15 protein-coding genes are annotated in these 17,164 nt (G+C 69.8%); 10 read left to right on the top strand and 5 right to left on the bottom strand.

Annotation, left to right across the window (positions count from 1 at the left end; genetic code table 11):
* Positions 1-231 precede the first annotated feature (231 nt).
* Complete coding sequence (locus tag ACIPV1_RS07580; RefSeq protein WP_123938485.1) at positions 232-1,245, bottom strand: LacI family DNA-binding transcriptional regulator; 1,014 nt, start codon at positions 1,243-1,245, stop codon at positions 232-234.
* Positions 1,246-1,417: 172 nt separating this feature from the next.
* Here ACIPV1_RS07580 and ACIPV1_RS07585 point away from each other — a divergent pair, with 172 nt between their 5' ends.
* The 4 genes from ACIPV1_RS07585 to ACIPV1_RS07600 are packed head-to-tail and all read left to right on the top strand — an operon-like array spanning position 1,418 to position 6,711.
* A complete protein-coding gene (locus tag ACIPV1_RS07585; RefSeq protein WP_402726079.1) occupies positions 1,418-3,415 on the top strand; it encodes a glycoside hydrolase family 127 protein in 1,998 nt (665 codons plus the stop codon).
* A 4-nt stretch (positions 3,416-3,419) separates the two neighbouring features.
* On the top strand, positions 3,420-4,727 hold the full coding sequence (locus ACIPV1_RS07590) for a sugar ABC transporter substrate-binding protein (RefSeq protein WP_123938483.1): 1,308 nt from the start codon (positions 3,420-3,422) through the stop codon (positions 4,725-4,727).
* 58 nt (positions 4,728-4,785) lie between these two features.
* Positions 4,786-5,754 carry a carbohydrate ABC transporter permease gene (locus ACIPV1_RS07595; protein ID WP_123938482.1) on the top strand — a complete coding sequence of 323 codons (969 nt, stop codon included), beginning with the start codon at positions 4,786-4,788 and terminating at the stop codon, positions 5,752-5,754.
* Between the two features lie 3 nt (positions 5,755-5,757).
* Positions 5,758-6,711: a carbohydrate ABC transporter permease gene (locus tag ACIPV1_RS07600; RefSeq protein WP_123291928.1), complete on the top strand. Its 954-nt coding sequence runs from the start codon at positions 5,758-5,760 to the stop codon at positions 6,709-6,711.
* A gap of 53 nt (positions 6,712-6,764) precedes the next feature.
* Here the strand turns inward: ACIPV1_RS07600 and ACIPV1_RS07605 are convergent, their stop codons facing one another.
* On the bottom strand, positions 6,765-7,814 hold the full coding sequence (locus tag ACIPV1_RS07605) for a substrate-binding domain-containing protein (protein WP_123938481.1): 1,050 nt from the start codon (positions 7,812-7,814) through the stop codon (positions 6,765-6,767).
* 181 nt (positions 7,815-7,995) lie between these two features.
* On the opposite strand from ACIPV1_RS07605, the gene chvE reads away from it, so the two are divergent.
* The 3 genes from chvE to mmsB all read left to right on the top strand — a co-directional run bounded on the left by chvE (position 7,996) and on the right by mmsB (position 11,947).
* Entirely contained in the window at positions 7,996-9,126 is a 1,131-nt protein-coding gene (chvE, locus tag ACIPV1_RS07610) for a multiple monosaccharide ABC transporter substrate-binding protein (protein WP_123938480.1), read from the top strand.
* A 102-nt stretch (positions 9,127-9,228) separates the two neighbouring features.
* On the top strand, positions 9,229-10,779 hold the full coding sequence (mmsA, locus tag ACIPV1_RS07615; RefSeq protein WP_123338695.1) for a multiple monosaccharide ABC transporter ATP-binding protein: 1,551 nt from the start codon (positions 9,229-9,231) through the stop codon (positions 10,777-10,779).
* Positions 10,766-11,947, top strand: coding sequence for a multiple monosaccharide ABC transporter permease (mmsB, locus tag ACIPV1_RS07620; RefSeq protein WP_111086259.1), 1,182 nt, complete (start codon positions 10,766-10,768; stop codon positions 11,945-11,947). Before mmsA ends, mmsB begins: the two co-directional genes overlap by 14 nt.
* A 78-nt stretch (positions 11,948-12,025) precedes the next feature.
* Here mmsB and ACIPV1_RS07625 read toward each other — a convergent pair whose 3' ends face one another.
* Complete coding sequence (locus ACIPV1_RS07625) at positions 12,026-13,363, bottom strand: alpha-amylase family glycosyl hydrolase (RefSeq protein WP_260154930.1); 1,338 nt, start codon at positions 13,361-13,363, stop codon at positions 12,026-12,028.
* Positions 13,364-13,591: 228 nt separating this feature from the next.
* On the opposite strand from ACIPV1_RS07625, the gene ACIPV1_RS07630 reads away from it, so the two are divergent.
* The gene (locus ACIPV1_RS07630; RefSeq protein ID WP_235035881.1) at positions 13,592-13,843 is read left to right on the top strand and encodes a DUF3253 domain-containing protein; all 252 of its coding nucleotides are present in this window, start codon (positions 13,592-13,594) and stop codon (positions 13,841-13,843) included.
* Between the two features lie 37 nt (positions 13,844-13,880).
* Positions 13,881-14,981, top strand: coding sequence for an SDR family oxidoreductase (locus ACIPV1_RS07635; RefSeq protein WP_123938478.1), 1,101 nt, complete (start codon positions 13,881-13,883; stop codon positions 14,979-14,981).
* 22 nt (positions 14,982-15,003) lie between these two features.
* Here the strand turns inward: ACIPV1_RS07635 and ACIPV1_RS07640 are convergent, their stop codons facing one another.
* Positions 15,004-15,351, bottom strand: a complete 348-nt coding sequence (locus tag ACIPV1_RS07640) for a DoxX family protein (RefSeq protein ID WP_123938477.1) — start codon at positions 15,349-15,351, stop codon at positions 15,004-15,006.
* A 92-nt stretch (positions 15,352-15,443) separates the two neighbouring features.
* Between ACIPV1_RS07640 and ACIPV1_RS07645 the strand changes: the two genes are divergently transcribed.
* On the top strand, positions 15,444-16,100 hold the full coding sequence (locus tag ACIPV1_RS07645) for a TetR/AcrR family transcriptional regulator (protein ID WP_123938476.1): 657 nt from the start codon (positions 15,444-15,446) through the stop codon (positions 16,098-16,100).
* Here the strand turns inward: ACIPV1_RS07645 and ACIPV1_RS07650 are convergent.
* A complete protein-coding gene (locus tag ACIPV1_RS07650) occupies positions 16,088-17,161 on the bottom strand; it encodes a spore photoproduct lyase family protein (RefSeq protein ID WP_123938475.1) in 1,074 nt (357 codons plus the stop codon). The genes ACIPV1_RS07645 and ACIPV1_RS07650 overlap by 13 nt on opposite strands.
* Positions 17,162-17,164 lie beyond the last annotated feature (3 nt).

Below are 17,164 nucleotides of genomic sequence, written 5' to 3' on the forward strand. Positions count from 1 at the left end.
CGGCTCGCCGGACCGTGCCACTCCGAACGGCCGCGCCCGGTGCGGTCACGACACCCCGCTGCCTCCCCGCGGCGCGGTCACGAACTGTCAGCTGGAGGCACCCCGGGCGCCGGTTCGTGACCACTTGGGCATGGAGGACGGGGTGTCGTGACCGCTCAGTGCAGACCGCAACGCGAACCGCAACGCGAACCGGAACCGGCACCGGCATCGGCGCGCCGGACCACGACCGCCCTACGCGCCGGCGGTGCTCTCGCGGATGACGAGGGACGGGGTGACCGTCGCCGAGGCCGCCGCACCGCCGTCGATCAGACCGAGCAACGCCTGCCCGGCCACGCGCCCGAGCTCCTCGAGCCGCAGGTCCACCGTCGTCAGCGGCGGCCTCGAGGCGAGCGCCATCACGTCCCAGTCGTCGTACCCGGTGACGGCGACGTCCTCGGGGACCGATCGCCCGAGCTCCCGCAGCCGATCGCACACGCCGCGGGCGATCTGGTCGCTGCCGCACACGATCGCGTCGACGTCGGGCGACTGCCGCGCGAGCACGTCGACGGCCTGGCGCCCCCACCGCTCCGACCACTCGCCGAACAGCGGCGGCGTGACCAATCGTGACCCGAGCACGGAGGCCGCTCCCGCCACCCGACGTTCGGCGGAACGGTGCCGCGCGGGCCCGGTGACGACGGCGACCCGCTGCCGCCCGAGCGTCAGCACGTGCGAGGCGACGAGCGCGGATCCGGCGGAGTCGTCGAGGGTGATCGACACGTCGTCGGCCGAGGTCGACGGCGTGAACGCGTACACGACCGGGATCGCCACGTCGATCGGCGGTCGCGGGTCGGCGGACCGTCCGGTCACGATGATGCCGTCGACCCCGCGGGCTGCGAGCGAGCGGAGGTAGTGGGCCTCGCGGACGTGGTCGTCGCGGGTGTCGCAGAGCAGGACCGCCATCTGCCCGGCGGACAGGGCGTCCTCGGCACCGAGGAGCACCGGGATCGAGAACCGACCGAAGGAGTCGGTGGTGATCATGCCGACCGTGTAGGTCCGACCGGAGGACAGCGCACGGGCCCGGGCGTCGCCGACGAACCCGAGCTTCTCGGCGGCGTCCTTGACCCGTGCCCGGGTGGAGTCGCGGAGCTGTCCGGTGCCGTTGAGCGCCTTCGACGCCGTGCCGATCGACACCCCGGCGAGCGCGGCGACGTCGGTGATCCGGACGGGCTGCGTGCTGCGGTCGGCACCGGTGCGCTCGAGGGTCACGGCAAGTTCCTTTCCGGATCGCGGGACGTGACGATGAGCATACGCAGAAAAACGCCCAGAACTCTTGCGGACGCCGGACCGATGTCGTAGCGTCCCCGCCAGAAACCGTTTTCCGGAACACTGCACCAACGGCGGCACCGGGACGGTCCCAGTCACATCGCAAGGAGGCGACATGACCACCACGCTCGCGACCGACAGCCGTGCGCACACCGCGACCCCGGTCCTCCCGACCGCCGACGCGCACCTCACGCTCCGACCCCTGCCGACGGGAGACGCCCGGATCACCGGCGGCTTCTGGGCACTCCGGCAGGAGCGCAACGGCCGTGACGCGGTCCGCGGCGGGTACGCCCTGCTCGAGACCGCCGGCAACTTCCGGAACCTGCGCATCGCCGCCGGGCTCGAGGAGGGCGAGGCCACCGGCCCGATCTTCATGGACTCGGACGTGACGAAGTGGCTCGAGGCGGTGGCGTGGGAGTACGGCCGCGCCCCGTCCGAGGACCTGCTCGAACTGCAGCGCGAGGTCACCGCCCTGTACGCCCAGGCGCAGGCCGACGACGGCTACCTCGACTCCGTGCAGCAGATCCGTGGGAAGGGCGAGCGGTACACGGACCTCAAGTGGAGCCACGAGATGTACTGCGCCGGCCACCTGTACCAAGCGGCCGTGGCGCAGCACCGTGCGACGGGCGACACCGGCCTGCTCGAGGTCGCGGTCAAGAACGCGGACCACCTCGTCCGCACGTTCGGCGACGGGACCGCACCGGACGGCACGCCGAAGACGCGCGACGTCGACGGCCACCCCGTCGTCGAGATGGGCCTCGTCGAGCTGTACCGCGAGACCGGCAACCGTGAGTACCTCGGCTTGGCGCACTGGTTCGTCGACGCCCGCGGCACGGGCATCATCGAGCGCGCAGGCGGCGAGCCGACGTACTTCTCCGACCGGGTGCCGAGCCGACAGGCCACGACCGTCGAGGGCCACGCCGTCCGCGCCGTGTACCTGGCAGCCGGCGCCGTCGACGTCGCGATCGAGACCGGCGACACCGAACTGCTGGCCGCGAGCGAGGGACAGTTCGCCGACATGATGGCGACGAAGGCGTTCATCACCGGCGGCCTCGGGGCGCGCTGGGACTGGGAGGCGTTCGGCGACCCCTACGAGCTGCCCACCGACCGCGGCTACGCCGAGACCTGCGCCGCCATCGGCGGCGTGCAGTGGGCGTGGCGCCTGCTGCTCGCCACCGGCAAGCCCGTCTACGCCGACGCGATCGAGCGCCTGCTCTACAACGCGTTCCTGGCCGGCGTGAGCCTGGCGGGCACCGAGTACTTCTACGTGAACCCCCTGCAGCAGCGGGACCACGCGCACCAGGACGAGAACCGCTCCCCCGCCCACGGGCGTCGCGGCTGGTTCGACTGCGCCTGCTGCCCGCCGAACATCATGCGCACGTTCGCGAGCCTGGACGGCTACCTGGCCACCGCGACCGACGGCGGCCTGCAGATCCACCAGTACGCGACGGCGGACCTCGGGCCGGTGTCGGTCGAGACCGGGTACCCGCACGACGGCCGCGTGGTCGTCACGGTCACCGAGGACGGCCCGCTCGCCCTCGGCCTGCGGATCCCGGTCTGGTCGGACACGACGACGGTGCAGGGACCGGACGGTACGGCGCACCCGGAGCCGGGCACGCTGCACGTCGTCGACCGGCACTGGACGGCCGGGGACACGGTCGAGCTCGTCTTCGACACGACGCCGCACCGGTACGTGGCCGACGCCCGCATCGACGCCGCCCGCGGTCAGGTCGCCATCGAGCGCGGCCCCCTCGTGTACGCCGTGGAGCAGGCGGACCAGCAGGGCTTCACGGTCGACGACCTGACGGTCGACGCGGTCGCACCGATCACCGAGGAACGTCGCGACGACCTGCTCGACGGCATCGTCACGCTGCGCGTGCCCGGACACGCCCCGGCCGGACACGAGCAGGCATCGTGGCCGTACCAGCGGCTGGACGCGACCCGGTCTGGAGGCGCGGATCACGCCGTGGACGCGACCAGCGTCGACGACGCGGCCGGCTCGCAGGGCGCCACCACGGACCTCCCGGCCGTCACCGCGACCGCGGTTCCCTACTACGCCTGGGCGAACCGGGGCGCGGCGCCGATGCGCGTGTGGCTCCCGCTGGCGCGGTGACGTGATGGACCGCAGAGCGTTCCTGGTCGGCGGTGTCGCCGGCGGCGCAGCACTCGCCCTGGCGGGGTGCTCCGGCACCCTGCCCAAGGTCGACGCGAAGGTGGCGAGCTTCGGGAAGGACGCGACCGGCACCGTGCACGTCTGGTGCCGGTCCGCGACCCAGGCCGGGCTGACCTCGGCCGTGGCCGGGTTCAACAAGGCGAATCCGAAGCTGCAGGTCGAGCTGACCCCGGTGCCGGACGGGCAGTACGTGACGAAGCTCGCGACGGCCATCCGCGGTGGTGAGCCGCCGGACGTCGTGGACATCGACGACATCAACTCGCAGCTGTTCATCTTCCGTGAGGCGTTCGCCGACCTGACCGACGTCGTCAAGGGCCTCGACTACTTCGACGCGATCTCGCCGGGTCACCTGCGGCTGCTCGAGTACCGCGACCGGTACTACGGGCTGCCCTACCTGGCGGACAACTCGCAGCTGTTCGTCAACACCGAGCTGTTCGACCGGGCCGGGCTCGACGTCGAGGAGTCGACGAAGGACCTCTCCACGCTGCTCGACGCGGCGAAGGCCATCCGGAAGCTCGACGACGACGTCTACGGGTGGTCGATCTCCGGCAACGCCGCCGGCATCATCGGCTTCGTCACCCAGCCGCACGTCTGGGCGACCGGCGTCGACATGATGTCCGGCGAGGTCGGCAAGCAGACGGCGAACATCACCGGCAACGAAGCGCTGGAACGGATGCTCGAGTTCTACCGGCAGCTCTGGAAGGACGGCGCGCTGTCGAAGGCGACCTACTCGGATGCCGGCACCACGTGGGGCGCGGACTTCCGGGCCGGCAAGGTCGGGATCTTCCCGACCTCGTACGGCGCCACCGTGCCCGCGGCCACCAAGGCGATGCGGGCGAAGATGCAGACGGTGCTCATCCCGTCGTGGGACGGCCAGCGGTCGTTCTTCGACGGCGGCGACAACATGTGCATCCCGAACGGGGCGGCGAACCCGTCCGGGGGCTGGGCGTTCATGCAGTACGCGAACGGCCTGCAGCAACAGCAGGCCCTGCCCGACGGCGGGTACTTCCCCACCCGATCCGACGCCGCGACGCCCGAGTACCGGAAGCGGTTCCCGTTGGCGTTCGGCCCGCTCGACGCCATCGACAAGGGCTACGCGCCACAGACCCTGGCGTACAACCTGCTCAACAACCAGCCGTCGTCACCGTACTTCGCGATGTTCCGCGAGGCCGTGTTCGGCTCGGGCACCGCTGCCGCGATGAAGACGGCGCAGGCGGACTACACCCGCATCCTCGGCCAGGTCCAGGCCTGACCGTCGCTCGCTCGCCTGTTCGCTCGTTCGTTCGCTCGTTGCACAGAGAGGTGCAGACATGACCACCATCTCCAACCGACGGACCGGCGCCGGCCGCCCCACCGTCGGCCGCGGCGCCGGCCGCCCGGGCCGCCAGGGTCGCTCGGGTCCGTCCCGCGGGTCGCTCACGCACCCGCCGCGCGCCGGCGCCGTGCTCGTCACCCCGGCGATCGTCTTCGTCGCGGTGTTCGTCCTCGCCCCGCTCGTGTTCGCGCTCTACATCTCGTTCACGAACTGGCCCCTGATCGGCCCGTACCGGTTCATCGGGCTGCAGAACTACCTGACGCTGTTCCAGGACCCGACGTTCGTGCACGCCATCGGGTACACGCTGCTGTACACCGCGATCGTGACGGTGCCGATCCTGGTGCTCGGCTACTTCCTGGCGGTGCTCATCCGGGCACGGCGTCGGGGCAGCACCCTGCTGCGGACGGTGTTCTTCCTGCCGTACGTCGTCGGCCTGACGACGCTGTCGTTCATGCTCGTGCTCGAGGCGCAGCCGAACTCCGGAGCCGTCAACATGGTGCTCCGCTGGCTCGGCATCACCGACGGCAGCACCGCTTGGCTCGTCAACGGCCCCCTCGCCACGCTGCTCATCTGCGTGCTCGTGGTCTGGGCGGTGTCCGGCCTGACGATGGTGCTCCTGATGTCGGCCATGCAGGGCATCCCCGACGAGGTCTACGAGTCGGCGCAGCTCGAGGGCGCGTCCTGGTGGCAGACCGAACGACTCATCACCCTGCCGATGATCCGCTCGACCATCGCCCTCAGCGCCATCATCTCGGTGATCGGCTCGCTGCTCGCGTTCAACCAGTTCTACATCCTGACCCAGGGCGGGCCGGGGACCGAGACCACGACGATCGTCAACGCGATCTACAACCGTGGCTTCGTCAACCTGCAGCTCGGCGCCGCGACCGCCGAGTCGATCGCCCTGGTCGTCGTCATCGCCGCCGTCACGGTGTTCCAGTTCTGGGCACTGCGAGAGAAGGACTGAGCCATGAGCACCACGACCTCCCGTGCCGGCCTCGCGGCGCCGGACCTGTCCACCCGCACGCTGACCACCACCGGTGACGGACGCCGCCGGCGCCACCACCAGGGCAGCGTCCGGCACCCCCGCGACACCGCCGTCAAGCGCACCCTGTACGTGATCGCCGGCGTCGGGTCGGTGCTCGTCTTCGGCGTCCCGCTGCTGTGGTCGATCCTGCGGGCGTTCCAGTCCGAGGCCGTCATCACGCAGGCCGCCGACCCCGCGACCTTCTTCCAGCTCGGCTGGCAGAACTTCGCCGCCGTCTTCAGCTCGTCGTCGCATCTGCTGACCGGCGTGTTCAACTCGTTGATCGTGTCGATCGCCACGGCGGTGCTGACAGCGGTGATCGCGACGATGGCCGGGTACGGGTTCGCCCGCTTCCGGTTCCGCGGGTCGGGCATCGTGTTCGGCCTGGTGCTGCTGACGATGATGGTGCCGTTCCAAGCGATCCTCACCCCGCTGTACCTCGAGATGAACGCCATGAAGCTCACGAACTCACTGCTCGGGCTCGTGCTGTTCTACACGACGGTGAACCTGCCGTTCGGGGTGTTCGTGATGCGGAACGCGTTCGAGTCGATCCCGACCGAGCTCGAGGACTCGGCGTTCGTCGACGGGGCCTCACGCTTCCGGGTCGTCGTGTCGGTGCTCCGCCCGCTCCTGCTGCCCGGCGCGGCCACCGCTGCGCTGTACGCGTTCCTGGCGTCGTGGACGGAGTTCCTCGGGGCGCTGACCTTCCTGACGAAGGACTCGCTCTACACGCTGCCGGTGGCGCTGCTCAACCTGCAGACCGGGGCGTACGGGCAGGTGTCGTACGGCAACCTCGTCGCCGGGTCGGTGGTGGCGATGATCCCGTGCATCGCGCTCTACGTCGGACTGCAGCGGTTCTACGTCGCAGGCCTGTCGTCCGGCGCGCTGAAGGGCTGACGGTCGGGTCAGCCTCGCACCATCCGCGCAAGCTCGGCCGCGCTCCGCGCGGGCTACGCCGACCGGCGCACCACGAGCTCGGGCGCCAGCAGGGTCTCGTCGCGGGGCTCGCCCTCGACCAGGGCCCGCACGGTGTCGAGCACCCGCTCTCCCATCGCCCGGAAGTCCTGCCGCACGGTGGTCAGCGGCGGGGTGAAGTGCGCGGCCTCGGGGACGTCGTCGAACCCGACCACCGCGATGTCGTCGGGCACGCGCAGGCCCTCGTCGGCGAAGGCGTGGAGCACCCCGAGCGCCATCTGGTCGTTGCCGGCGAACACCGCGTCGACGGCCGTCACGTCGATGTGCCGTGCGGCCGCGAACCCGCTCCCCGGGGTCCAGTCGCCGTCGAGCACGACGGGCTCGAGGCCGGCGTCCTGCATGATCCGGACGTACGTGGCACGGCGCACCTCGGACTCCTGCGACACCGGTGGTCCGGCGATGTGCACGATCCGCCGGTGCCCGCGCGCGAACAGGTGTTCCATCACGAGCGACGTCCCGGCGGCCTGGTCGATCGCGACCGCGGCGACGGTCGACGCCGCCGGGGTCCGCACGGCGTCGCGCTGCACGGCGTTGGACACGACGACCGGCACGGTGACCGGCACGGTGAGCGACCCGAGGGCGTCGAGCACCCGGTTGTCCGCGGCGACGAGCACGATCGCGGCGACGTCCTGCGCGAGCAGCGTCGTGAGTGCACCGGACAGGTCGGACGGCGTCGGTTCCTCGGGCAGGGTGGAGAGCAGCACGTGGTACCCGGCCGACCGGGCCGCGCGTTCGAAGCCGATCGCGGTGCTCGACGGACCGTACAGCGCGTCGCCAGCGGTGATGATGCCGAGCGCGCGGCTCCGCCCCCCGGCGAGTGCGCGGGCGGCGGCGCGGGGTCGGTAGCCGAGGTCGTGGACGGCGTCGGTGACCTGCGTGCGGAAGGCGTCGCGGACCGTCGGGTCGCCGTTGATCACGCGCGAGACGGTCTGGTGGGAGACGCCCGCACGCTCGGCGACGTCGAAGATCGTCGGAGCCTTCCGGCGTTTGCCGCCCGTGCCCCCTGGGGCGGTCGTGGTCGTCACGAGGCCAACCGTACCGCGCAGTCCGGCCCGCGCGGCAAGATCGCGAAACGGTCAGGTCGAGTTGACACCCCGTTACGAAAGCCCCAGTATGTGAGCGCTCACACGAGCACATCCCTCGGGGCACAGCAGCCCCGGCACCTGAGCGCGTCGAGGACGACGCGAGAGGAACAGAGGTACTTCGATGACGAAGCGCAGGATCATCGCGGGCGTTGCAGCCCTCGGCATCGCGATCGCACTCGCCGGCTGCTCGGCCGGTGGCCGCGCGTCCACCGACGGCGGCGGCAACAGCAGCGACAACAAGGGCGCCCTCGTCGGCGTCGCCATGCCGACCAAGGTCTCGGAACGCTGGATCAAGGACGGCGACGCCGTCAAGAGCGACCTCGAGAAGGCCGGTTACAAGGTCGACCTCGAGTACGGCGACAACAAGGTCCAGCAGCAGGCCCAGCAGGTCAGCAACATGATCACGAAGGGCGCGAAGGTCCTCATCATCGCGTCGATCGACGGCGGAGCCCTCTCCGACCAGCTCGACGCCGCCGCCAAGGCCGGCATCAAGGTGATCTCCTACGACCGCCTGCTGACGGGCAACAAGAACGTCGACTACTACGTGTCGTTCGACAACGAGAAGGTCGGCGTCGACCAGGCGACGAGCCTGCTCACCGGCCTCGGCGTCCTCGACGACAAGGGCGAGAAGACCGGCGAGAAGGGCCCGTTCAACATCGAGGTCTTCGCCGGCTCGCTCGACGACAACAACGCCAGCTTCTTCTTCAACGGCGCCATGAAGACCCTCAAGCCGTACCTCGAGGACGGCACGCTGAAGATCCAGTCCGGTCAGGACCAGCTCTCGCAGGCCGCCACGCAGCAGTGGGACCCGGCGACCGCCAAGGCCCGCATGCAGAACCTCGTCGCGAAGTCGTACTCGGGCGGCACCACGCTCGACGGCGTGCTCTCGCCGTACGACGGCATCTCGATCGGCATCATCTCGGCGCTGCAGGGTGCCGGCTACGGCACCAGCGACCGTCCGCTGCCGATCGTGACGGGCCAGGACGCCGAGGCGGCCTCGGTCAAGTCGATCATCGCCGGTCAGCAGTACTCGACCATCTACAAGGACACCCGCAAGCTCGCCAAGCAGTCGGTCACCATGGCCGAGGACCTGCTCACCGGTGACAAGCCCGAGGTCAACGACACGAAGAGCTACGACAACAAGGTCAAGGTCGTCCCGACCTTCCTGTTCCAGCCGACGGTCGTCACCAAGGACAACTACAAGGAAGTCCTCGTCGACTCGGGTTACTACACCGAAGCCGACCTGAAGTAGTCGCAACCCACCTGTCGGACAGGAGGCACGGGTCGACCCCGCCCCGTGCCTCCCGTCCGCCCCATCCGCGCGCCACGGCGCGCACCACGGAAGGCGGTCGACGTGACGGACACGATCCTCGAGATGCGTGACATCACCAAGACGTTCCCCGGCGTGAAGGCCCTGCAGGGCGTCTCGATCGAGGTCGAGCGTGGACAGGTCCACGCCATCTGCGGCGAGAACGGCGCCGGCAAGTCGACCCTCATGAAGGTGTTGTCGGGCGTCTACCCGCACGGCTCCTTCGAGGGCGAGATCCTGCTCGACGGGTCGCCCGTCGCGTTCCACGACATCAACGGTTCCGAAGCAGCCGGCGTCGTCATCATCCACCAGGAGCTCGCGCTGAGCCCGTTCCTGTCGATCGCCGAGAACATCTTCCTCGGCAACGAGCGGTCCAAGGGCGGCTTCATCGACTGGAACAAGACGAACCTGGCAGCCGCCGAGCTCCTGCAGCGCGTCGGCCTCAAGGACAACCCGGTCACGAAGATCGTGGACATCGGTGTCGGCAAGCAGCAGCTCGTCGAGATCGCGAAGGCGCTGTCGAAGAAGGTCAAGCTCCTCATCCTCGACGAGCCCACAGCCGCCCTGAACGACGACGACTCCGCGCACCTGCTCGAGCTCATCCGCTCGCTGCAGGCCGAGGGCATGACGGCGATCATCATCAGCCACAAGCTCAACGAGATCAAGGCGATCGCCGACAAGGTCACGATCATCCGCGACGGCAAGACCATCGAGACGCTCGACATGCACGCCGACGACGTCTCCGAGGACCGCATCATCCGCGGGATGGTCGGCCGCGACCTGTCGAACCGGTACCCCGAGCACGAACCGAAGATCGGCGAGGAACTCCTGCGGATCGAGGACTGGACGGTCCACCACCCGCTCGACGGGTCGCGCGAGATCATCCACCAGGTCGACCTGAACGTCCGCGCCGGCGAGATCGTCGGCATCGCCGGGCTCATGGGCGCCGGGCGGACCGAACTCGCGATGAGCGTGTTCGGCCGGTCGTACGGATCCGGGATCAGCGGGACCGTGTACAAGCGCGGCGAGCCGATCAAGACCCACACGGTGTCGCAGGCGATCGACCACGGCATCGCGTACGTCACCGAGGACCGCAAGCGCTACGGCCTGAACCTGATCGACGACATCAAACGGAACATCTCCGGGTCGGCGCTCGGCAAGCTCGCCAGCTGGGGCTTCGTGAACGCGTCCGAGGAGACCACGGTCGCCGGGCAGTTCCTGAAGAACCTCAACATCAAGGCACCGAACGTCGACGTCATCACGGGCAAGCTCTCCGGCGGCAACCAGCAGAAGGTCGTCCTGTCGAAGTGGATGTACACCGACCCGGACGTGCTCATCCTCGACGAGCCGACCCGCGGCATCGACGTCGGTGCGAAGTACGAGATCTACACGATCATCAACAGCCTCGCGGACCAGGGCAAGGGGGTCATCGTGATCTCCTCGGAGCTCCCGGAGCTCCTCGGCATCTGCGACCGCATCTACACACTCTCCGAGGGCACCATCACCGCCGATGTGCCCCGCTCCGAGGCCACCCCAGAGGTCCTCATGCAGTACATGACCCAGGAACGGGAGACCCCTGTCAATGAACGCGCTTAAGTCCGCCGCCGGCTACCTCACCGGGCAGCTCCGACAGATCGGCCTGTTCATCGCGCTGATCGTCATCGTCGTCTTCTTCCAGGTGACGACCAACGGCATCACCCTGGCCCCGATCAACGTCTCGAACCTGATCGTCCAGAACAGCTACATCCTCATCCTCGCCATCGGCATGGTGATGGTCATCATCGCCGGGCACATCGACCTGTCCGTCGGGTCGGTCGTCGCCTTCACCGGCGCCATGGCCGGCGTGATGATCACGCAGTGGCACATCCCGTGGCCGATCGCCGTCGTGCTCTGCCTGGTCGTCGGTGCGCTCGTCGGCGCCTGGCAGGGGTTCTGGATCGCCTACTTCGGGATCCCGGCGTTCATCGTCACCCTGGCCGGCATGCTCGCCTTCCGCGGTGCGGCGCAGATCGTGCTGCACAACCAGCAGATCTCGCCGTTCCCGGACGGGTTCCGTGCCCTCGGCTCCGGCTTCCTGCCGTCGTTCGGCACCACCGGGTACGAGCCGCTCACGATGATCCTCGGCTTCGCCGCCGCGGCGGTCATGGCCGTCACGGCGTTCCGCGGCCGGGCCACCCGCCGCAAGTACCAGCTCGAGAGCGAACCGTTCGCCTGGTTCATCGTGAAGCTCGTCTTCGGCGTCGTGCTGGTCGTCTACGTGGCCCTGCTGCTCGCGAGCTACAACGGCACCCCGATCGTGCTCGTCATCCTCGGCGCACTCGTGGTGATCTACTCGGTCATCATGCGGAGCGCGGTGTTCGGCCGCCACGTCTACGCCATCGGCGGCAACGCCCTGGCCGCGCAGCTGTCCGGCGTGAAGACGAAGCGCGTCACGTTCATGCTGTTCGTCAACATGGGAGTCATCTCGGCCCTGGCCGGCGTGGTCTTCACCGGTCAGCTCAACCTGGCGGCACCCGGTGCGGGCAACGGCTTCGAACTCGACGCCATCGCCGCGGTGTTCATCGGTGGCGCAGCGGTCACCGGCGGCATCGGCACGGTCCCCGGCGCCATCGTCGGTGGTCTCATCATCGGGCTGCTGAACAACGGCATGTCGATCCTCGGGGTCGGCACCGAGTACCAGTCGCTCATCAAGGGCTTGGTCCTGCTCGCCGCCGTCGCGTTCGACGTGTTCAACAAGCGTCGGGCGGCCGCCGCGCGCAAGTAGGGGCGTCCTTCCGGGGTCACCCCCGCGAAAGCGACAGAGTGCTGCGGAACGTCCGCGCACTTCTGTCGCTTTCGTGCGTCAGCGGGACAGGACCGCCCACCCCCTGGCCGGGAGGCGCAGGGTTCCGTCCCCGAGATCCGCGCCGCCCGCCTCCACCTGCGTCGCATCCGCCGCGGGCACCTCGACGGGATCGGCCGACAGGTTCAGGGCGGTCACCACGGCCGCGTCCGACGTCGCGGTCCGCAGGACGACCGCAGTGTTCGTCAGGTGCACCACGTCGGTGTGCGCCCGGTGCAACCACGGGTTGCGGCGGCGCAGGGCGATCAGGGCCTCGTACGCGTGCGTCAGATCGCCCGCTGCGGGTGGTGCGTCCGGGAACTCCGGTCGGACCGCGTCGTCGCCACCCTCGCGTTCCTCCTTCACCCCGGTCCAGCCGTACTCGTCGCCCGCGTAGACGATCGGGGTGCCGGCGACGGTGAACAGCACCGCTGCCGCGTGCCCGGCGAACTCCTCCCCCACCGCGCTCGCGATGCGGGTCACGTCGTGGTTGCCGATGAAGGTCGTCGGGGCGAACGTCTCGAGCAGGGCGTCGTGCCGCTCGATCGCGTGCGCCAGCTCGTGGCCGTTGCCGTCCGCGATGCCGTGCCAGATGCCCTGCCACAGTTCGTACTGCGTCAACGAGTCCATGGTCGACTCCCGCGCGATCGCCGCCGCGTCGCCGTGGATCACCTCACCGCTGAACCACGCGTCCGGGAACCGCTCGCGCACCCGTGGCAGCACCCTGGCCCAGAACGCCGGTGGCACCGCGTACGCCGCGTCGAGGCGCCAGCCGTCGATCCCGCGCTCCAGCCAGTGCGTCATCACCTGGACGACGAGGTCCTCGGTCGCTCGGCTGTCGTGGTCCAGCGCCACGAGGATGTCGTGTCCCTCGAACAACCCGACGGGCACCGGCTGCCCCGGCGTCCACCCCGACCAGTCGATCGCGAACAGGCCAGCGGTCGCCCCGTCCGGTCCCTCTTCTCCGAGCGCCCGGAACGCCGGGTGCTCACGGCCGACGTGGTTGAAGACACCGTCGAGCAGGACCCGGATCCCCCGCTCGTGCGCCCCGGACACCAGACGGTCGAAGTCGGCCTCGTCGCCGAGCCGAGGGTCGATCCGGAAGTGGTCCACCGTGTCGTAGCCATGGGTGGAGCTCGCGAACACCGGCCCGAGCACCAGGCCGTTCAAGCCGAGGTCCACCACGTGGTCGAGCCAGGGTTCGATGCGGCCGAGACGGTGCTCGACCGCGCGCTCCTCGACCGGCACCCCCGGGCGGACGTCCGCCCCGACGAACCCGAGCGGGTACACGTGCCACCACATGACGTGCGGCACCCAGGCGGGCTCGGGCGGACGGGAGGGTGCGGTGTCGGTGCTCACCGCTCCGATGCTGCCAGCCGCGCCTGTGCTGGGCGCTCCCGTGCTGGGAACGGACAGGGACGGCAGGACGAGGATGTGGGCATGGGACGTGCGATCAGGACGGAAGCGGACGCTGCGGCGTCGGAGTCGGCACAGGCCGATCGGACCTGTGTGTCGTGCGGCCGTCGGATGCCGTCGTCGGCGGCGCCTGAAACCAAGTGGTGCTCCCGTGCCTGCCGTCGCCACGGAGTGGACCGGACGGACCTGGCACTCGAGCAGCGCATCGACGAGCTGCTCGCTGCACGGGCACGCACCTCGAGCATCTGTCCGTCCGAGGTCGCTCGGTCGCTCGAACCGGACGACTGGCGCCCGCTCATGGAACCCGCCCGTCGAGCAGCCCAGCGCATGATGGCGCGCGGCGAGGTCGAGATCACCCAGGGCGGCTCCGTCGTGGACCCGTCGACGGCGAAGGGGCCGATCCGCATCCGTCGCCCGCGGTGAGGGAACACCTGTCGTGCACCGTCGGTTGGGGACGGGGATGACTGCAACCGGATCGACCGAACCGACCCCCGTCCAGCCCCGAGCCCTCGTCGTGGGGGCGAGCGGCATCACCGGCTCCGCCCTGGTGAGCCACCTGCTCGACCTCGGCTGGGACATGACCGCGCTGTCGCGCCGCCCGCTCCCCCAGCAGGACGTCCGGACCGTCGCCGCGGATCTCCGCGATCCCGACAGCCTCGGCGCCGCGCTGGCCGACGAGCGTCCCACGCACGTGTTCTTCACCGCGTGGCAGCGCCAGGGGACGGAGGCGGAGAACATCCGCGTGAACGGCGGCATGGTCCGCGACCTGCTCGCCGCACTCGCGCATGCCCCGCTGGCGCACGTCGCACTGGTGACCGGGCTGAAGCACTACCTCGGCCCGTTCGAGGCCTACGCCGCGGGCGAGATGCCGGACACGCCCTTCCACGAGGAAGAACCCCGCCTGGACACCCCGAACTTCTACTACGCGCAGGAGGACGAGCTGTTCGCCGCCGCCGAGCGCCAGGGCTTCACGTGGTCGGTGCACCGCTCGCACACCGTGATCGGGCACGCCGTCGGCAACGCCATGAACATGGGCCTGACGATCGCGGTGCAGGCGACGCTCGCGAAGGAGCTCGACCTGGACTTCGTGTTCCCGGGCAGCGAGGCGCAGTGGAACGGCCTGACCGACATGACCGAGGCGGGGATCCTCGCCGAGCAGATGGTGTGGGCGGCGACCGCACCCGAGGGCGCCGACGAGGCCTTCAACATCGTGAACGGCGACGTCTTCCGGTGGCGCTGGATGTGGCCGCGGCTCGCTGCGCACCTCGGCGTCGACCCGGCGCGGGTGGTCGGGTACCAGGACGAGCCGCGACCGCTCGAGCAGCAGATGGCGCCGCACGAGTCGGAGTGGGCCGGCATCGCCGAGCGACACGGTCTGGCAGAGGCGGACATCACACGGCTCGCCTCGTGGTGGCACACCGACGCCGACCTCGGTCGCGCGATGGAGGTCGTCACCGACATGGGGAAGAGCCGCGAGGCCGGGTTCACGGCCTTCCGCCGGACCGAACGCGCGTTCGCCGACCTCTTCGCGCGCTACCGGGCCGACCGACTCATCCCCTGAGTCGTCGGCCCGGAACAGCGGGCTACAGCGCGAGCAGGAGCACCACGAGCGTCGCGACCGACAGCACCAGCAGGACGACGGCGCCCTGCAGGTCCTTGTCGTGCGCTCGGAGGTGCGCCACCACGGCGCCGACGAAGTAGACCACCGCGCCGATGGCCGCGGCGATGGCGAGGGGCACCCACCAGATGCCGATGACGAGCCCGGCGGCAGCGGCGACCTCGAGCACACCGAGGACGGTCATCTGCGCGGGAGTGACGTGGACGGCCTGCATCGAGGCGACGATCTTCGGGTTGCGGACGAGTTTCATGACGCCCGAGCCGAGCAGGGCCACGGCGAGGACGAGGGACAGGACGACGGCTGCGATGTGCACGGGGAACTCCAGGTGATGAAACGGATGGTTGTCCCCGTTTCAAACCGGGGACTGCTCCCCGTATTCCCGGCCACGCGATCTAGGCTCGGTGCATGACCCGCCGAGACGTCGCCCGGAACCGTCAGGCGCTCGTCGACGCGGCCCGGTCCGCGTTCACCGACCACGGCCTCCAGGCTGCACTGGAACCGATCGCGGTCGCAGCGGGACTCGGCAACGCGACCCTGTACCGGCACTTCCCGACCCGAGCGGCGCTGTGGGAAGCCGTCCTGGTCGAGCCGATGCACGAGGTGCTCGACCTCGTCGAGCACTGCCGCGAGCTGTCCGCCTCGGACCCGTGGGAGGGCTTCGCGACCTTCGTCCGCGAGACGGCGGCGATCGAGGCGCGCCGCACCGGCTTCAGCGAGCTCATGACCACCGACTACCGCGACGCTCCGGAACTGCTCCGGCTCCGCATCGCCGTGCAGGACGGGATCGACGCCCTCTTCACAGCCGGACAGGCGGCCGCGGTCATCCGCGCCGACGCCACCCTGGCCGACGTCGCACTCCTGCAGCTGTCGATCGCGGAGACGATCCGCACGTTCGGCCGGGTCGCACCCGAGGCGTACCGACGCTGGGTGGACCTGGTGCTCGACGGGTTCCGGGCAACGGACGTCCCGCGCGGCGTGCTGGCCGGACGCCCCCTGCGCGGCGATCAGGTCCGTCGGGCCCTGGCGGAGCGCCACCAGCCCGCCGGCCGTCAGAAGGCGTAGCGGATCCGACAGGACGGCAGGTGCTCGGCGACGAGCTCGCGGAAGCGCTCGACGAGCTGCCCCTTCATCCCGGACCGGTAGCGGACGTTCACCGCGCCGTTCTGCGACACCTTCTGCTCCTGCAGGTCGGGGCGCCAGAGCAGGTCCTCGGCCTTCGGGTGCCAGCCGAGGTTGACCTCGTGCAGGGGTTGGTTGTGCGTGAGGAAGATCACCTCGGCCGCGATCTGCGCCTTGGCGGCCGGTGACAGTACGTCGTCGACCTGCCGCAGCAGCTCGGTCCAGTCGGACTCCCACGTCGGGGTGACGATGACGGGCGAGAAGTTCAGGTGGACCTCGTAGCCGGCGTCGACGAACTCGTTCACCGCAGCGATCCGCTCGGCGACGGGACTCGTCCGGATGTCGGTGACCTTCGCGGTGTCGTGCGGCATGAGCGAGAACCGGATGCGCGTGCGGCCCATCGGGTCCCAGTCGAGCAACTCGCGGTTGACGTACTTCGTCGCGAAGGACGCCTTCGCGGTCGGGGTCATCCGGAACAGGTCGCACAGGTCACGGACGTTGTCGCTGATCATCGCGTCGACCGAGCAGTCGCTGTTCTCGCCGATGTCGTACACCCACGACCCGGGATCGCACTGGTTCGGCTCGGTCTTCGGCCCCTGCTTCGCGATGTTGCGAGCGACGTGCTTCGTGATCTGGTCGATGTTGGCGAACACCGTGACGGGGTTGCTGTAGCCCTTGCGCCGCGGGACGTAGCAGTACGCACACGCCATCGCACAGCCGTTCGCCGTCGAGGGCGCGATGAAGTCGGCGGAGCGGCCGTTCGGTCGCGTGATCAACGACTTCTTCACGCCGAGCACCAGCGCCTCGGTCTTGATCCGGACCCACCGCTGCACGTTGCGCTCGTCGCCGTGCACCTCGGGGATGTTCCAGTGGGACTCCACCGGCACGATCTCGGCGTCCGGCCAGCGCCCGATCACCTCTTGCCCGCGCTGCAGTTCGAGGGCAGCGGGCTCGGCGTAGATCCGACGGACGTCGAGCATCGGGCGGGCGCGGTCGTTGCTCATCGA

This window comes from Curtobacterium sp. NPDC089991 (assembly GCF_044748425.1).
Classification (GTDB): domain Bacteria; phylum Actinomycetota; class Actinomycetes; order Actinomycetales; family Microbacteriaceae; genus Curtobacterium.

Coding starts and splice junctions, on each gene's coding strand:
- ACIPV1_RS07585 (WP_402726079.1), top strand. CDS start 1,418: ATGACCACCACGCTCGCGACCGACAGCCGTGCGCACACCGCGACCCCG.
- ACIPV1_RS07590 (WP_123938483.1), top strand. CDS start 3,420: ATGGACCGCAGAGCGTTCCTGGTCGGCGGTGTCGCCGGCGGCGCAGCA.
- ACIPV1_RS07595 (WP_123938482.1), top strand. CDS start 4,786: ATGACCACCATCTCCAACCGACGGACCGGCGCCGGCCGCCCCACCGTC.
- ACIPV1_RS07600 (WP_123291928.1), top strand. CDS start 5,758: ATGAGCACCACGACCTCCCGTGCCGGCCTCGCGGCGCCGGACCTGTCC.
- chvE (WP_123938480.1), top strand. CDS start 7,996: ATGACGAAGCGCAGGATCATCGCGGGCGTTGCAGCCCTCGGCATCGCG.
- mmsB (WP_111086259.1), top strand. CDS start 10,766: ATGAACGCGCTTAAGTCCGCCGCCGGCTACCTCACCGGGCAGCTCCGA.
- ACIPV1_RS07635 (WP_123938478.1), top strand. CDS start 13,881: ATGACTGCAACCGGATCGACCGAACCGACCCCCGTCCAGCCCCGAGCC.
- ACIPV1_RS07645 (WP_123938476.1), top strand. CDS start 15,444: ATGACCCGCCGAGACGTCGCCCGGAACCGTCAGGCGCTCGTCGACGCG.
- ACIPV1_RS07650 (WP_123938475.1), bottom strand. CDS start 17,161: ATGAGCAACGACCGCGCCCGCCCGATGCTCGACGTCCGTCGGATCTAC.